General features: G+C 67.4%; 2 protein-coding genes and 1 pseudogene. 2 read left to right on the top strand and 1 reads right to left on the bottom strand.

The genetic code is table 11. The annotated features are described in order from the left end of the window. Positions 1 to 155: 155 nt before the first annotated feature. Entirely contained in the window at positions 156 to 695 is a 540-nt protein-coding gene (locus ELR45_RS30705) for a GNAT family N-acetyltransferase (RefSeq protein WP_129669689.1), read from the bottom strand. 196 nt (positions 696 to 891) lie between these two features. Here ELR45_RS30705 and ELR45_RS30700 point away from each other — a divergent pair, with 196 nt between their 5' ends. Further along, a complete protein-coding gene (locus ELR45_RS30700) occupies positions 892 to 2,577 on the top strand; it encodes an HsdM family class I SAM-dependent methyltransferase (protein WP_129669688.1) in 1,686 nt (561 codons plus the stop codon). A gap of 36 nt (positions 2,578 to 2,613) precedes the next feature. Further along, positions 2,614 to 2,990, top strand: a pseudogene (locus ELR45_RS39730) (hypothetical protein); the annotation flags it as partial.

Below are 2,990 nucleotides of genomic sequence, written 5' to 3'. Positions count from 1 at the left end.
GCATGGCCGCCTCCTTCCATTGTTCCGATCGACCACGATGCCCGTCTCCGGCAGGCCGCGTATTGGAGAAATCGTGCATGTGACGCCCCGCCGAGCCGCGACCAGCGCCGAACTGCTGCCGGCCGCGACCACGATCTGTCAGTCCAGCAAGCCATTCACCAGACGTCACCCGTGCGCCAATCACACGCGATGGCTTCGTCGAGCGCAAGATCAGGGCTGGTGGACGTCCGCATCACCAGCACCCCGCCGTCATCCTCCGTCGTTCGCCGCATCCCGTCCGGCGCCAGAACCCAGGTCGGACCCTGCCAGGTCAGCCAGCCTCGTCGTTCGTAGAATCCGTCGATCTCAGTCCCGTCGGAAAGGGCGCCCAGATCGTAGGCGGTGGCGATGATGTCCTCGGCGGCGGTCATCAGCGCGTCACCGTAGCCACGTCGTCGCCGATCCGCGCGCACGGCCAAACCTTCGATGTAACCGGTTCGGATGGGCCCGTCACGATGGAGCAGGCGCCGTTGAACGACCGCGACATGCGCCACGGTCTCCTCGTCCTCGCGGACGACGACATGGACGCCGCCGAGGGTATTGGCCCAATCCTCGTCGGAGAATTCGCCCTTGAACGCGTCATCGAGCAGCCGCCGGATCGCCGCCCGGTCGTCGGGCAGGAGCTGCGCCGTATGAGAATGCGTGACGTCCAACACGACCCCAGCGTTCCATATCCACCGCCGGTCGTGGAGTCCTGCACGACGACCCCGGAGGCGCCTGCCCACGGATGTCGCATCGCGTCCGCAACCGTTGTCGGTGCCGGGTGGGAGGCTTGGCGACGCCACGGTTCACACCGCTCGTTCCGGGGCACACCGACAGTCCTTCACCCGAGTTCCGGCGAGGTACGAGAGGATGGCCCACGTGACCACCCCGAGCTTGCGCGGCGACGACACCGCAGAACGGCGCAAGGCTCGTGGCGCGTTCTTCACCCCACCCGCATTGTGTGACTACGTCGTGGACTGGGCCGTGAGGTCTGCCGACGATGTCGTCCTGGAGCCATCCTGCGGCGAGGCGGCGTTCCTCCTCTCTGCTGCGGAACGGCTCGCCAAGCTGGGAACGACGGCCGCAGGTCCCGCAGCGGGCGAGCTGCACGGTGTGGAGTTGCACGAAGACAGCGCCGAGGATGCGCTCGGTCTGCTCCGCTCCGCGGGCCACGACGCCCGGGTGAAGGTGGCCGACTTCTTCACTGTCACGCCGCAACCGGTCTACGACGCCGTCGTCGGAAATCCCCCGTACGTCCGTTACCAGGGGTTCAACGGCGACAACCGCACCCGGGCGCGAGCCGCGGCGATGCGCGCCGGCGTCGCTCTGACCGGCCTGGCATCGTCGTGGGCGGCGTTCGTCGTGCACTCCGCACTGTTCCTCAAACCCGGTGGGCGGCTGGGGCTTGTCTTGCCCGCGGAGCTGTTGACCGTCAACTACGCCGCGGAGGTGCGGCGGTTCCTCATGGAACGCTTCCGCGTCGTGCGTCTCGTCTTGTTCACCGAGCGCGTGTTCCCCGGTGTGCTGGAAGAGGTCGTGCTGCTGCTGGCCGATGGCTTCGACGAGGGTCCGACAGACCATTGCGAGCTTTTCCAGGCGAGAAACGTGGACGACCTTCCACAGGCCGTCGGGAGGCTGTGGCGTCCGGCCGCACCCGAGAGCAAGTGGACTGCCTCGCTACTCTCCACGGAGGCTCTCGCGGCGGTGGCGCGTCTCACCGAGCACGGACAATTCGGCATCCTGCACGACTGGGGCGAGACGACGCTGGGCATGGTGACCGGAAACAACCGCTACTTCACGATGTCGCGGGAGGCGGCCGAGCGCCATGGGATCAGTCGTTCAGAGTTGCTGCGCATCTCGCCTCCCGGCTCACGGCACCTGCGCACGCTGACGTTCTCCACACCTGCCTGGCGGGAGCTCGGCGCGGCCGGCAGCGCGACCTACCTGTTCCGGCCGCCCGGGGAGCCGTCACCGCAAGCGCAGCGGTACATCACGTCTGGGGAAGCGGTCGATGTGCACCACGCGTACAAGTGCCGCGTCCGTAACCCTTGGTGGAGAGTGCCGTTGGTGCCGCCGGCCGATCTGTTCTTGACGTACATGAACGCCGATACTCCGAGGCTGTCGACGAACCGCGCGCGAGTCCACCACCTCAACTCGGTTCACGGCGTCTACCTGAAGCCGGAGCTGACGAAGACCGGCATGGATCTGCTACCGATCGGTTCGCTGAACTCGATGACGTTACTCAGCGCGGAGACCGTCGGCCGAGCGTACGGCGGGGGCATGCTGAAGATCGAGCCGAAAGAAGCCGATCTGCTTCCGGTGCCCGCCGCCGAGCTGCTGGAGAACGCCCGCGCCGAGCTGACAGCGAGGAAGCCACAGGTCGCACGTGCGCTGAGCAACGGTAGGGTGACCGACGCCGCGGCGATCGTCGACGAGGTCCTGCTCGTGGACCACCTCGGTTTGAGGCCCTCGGAGGTGTCGGCGCTGCGGGAGGCCCACGCCGAACTGAACTCGCGCCGCGTCGCACGGGGCGCGGGACCGCGCGGTGCGCGTTGAGCACACACGGTAGCCATTCAGCCAGGGAGGACGGTCATGCCGAGCAAGGATGATGTCTTCGACTCGTTCGAGGCTGTCATCAGCGAACGAGCGGACACCAACCCGTGGGAGCAAGCGGAGCGGGATGGCCGGTTCTACCGGCCGGACTACGACCTCCTGGCGACGCTGCTCGGCATTCCGCTCAGCGAGGGTCGTGGCTCGGAGTCCGGCCGGCTGGCCAAGGGAATCGACGCATGGGTGGCACACGAGCTCAGGCGAGCCGGATTCCCGGCGGACGAGGTGTGGCCCCGGCTGACCAAACCCAGAGTCCTTCCTCGTGAGGTCGGCCTCTTCCTCGACCGGCTACCCAAGGCGCTGCGCGCCGACGTCCACGCGCAGCTGCTGAAGAACAAGACGGTCGCGCCGTCCGAGGC

Source organism: Phytoactinopolyspora endophytica (assembly GCF_004138495.1).
GTDB classification, from domain to species: Bacteria; Actinomycetota; Actinomycetes; order Jiangellales; family Jiangellaceae; genus Phytoactinopolyspora; species Phytoactinopolyspora endophytica.
This window is presented reverse-complemented; position numbering and strand designations above follow the sequence as displayed.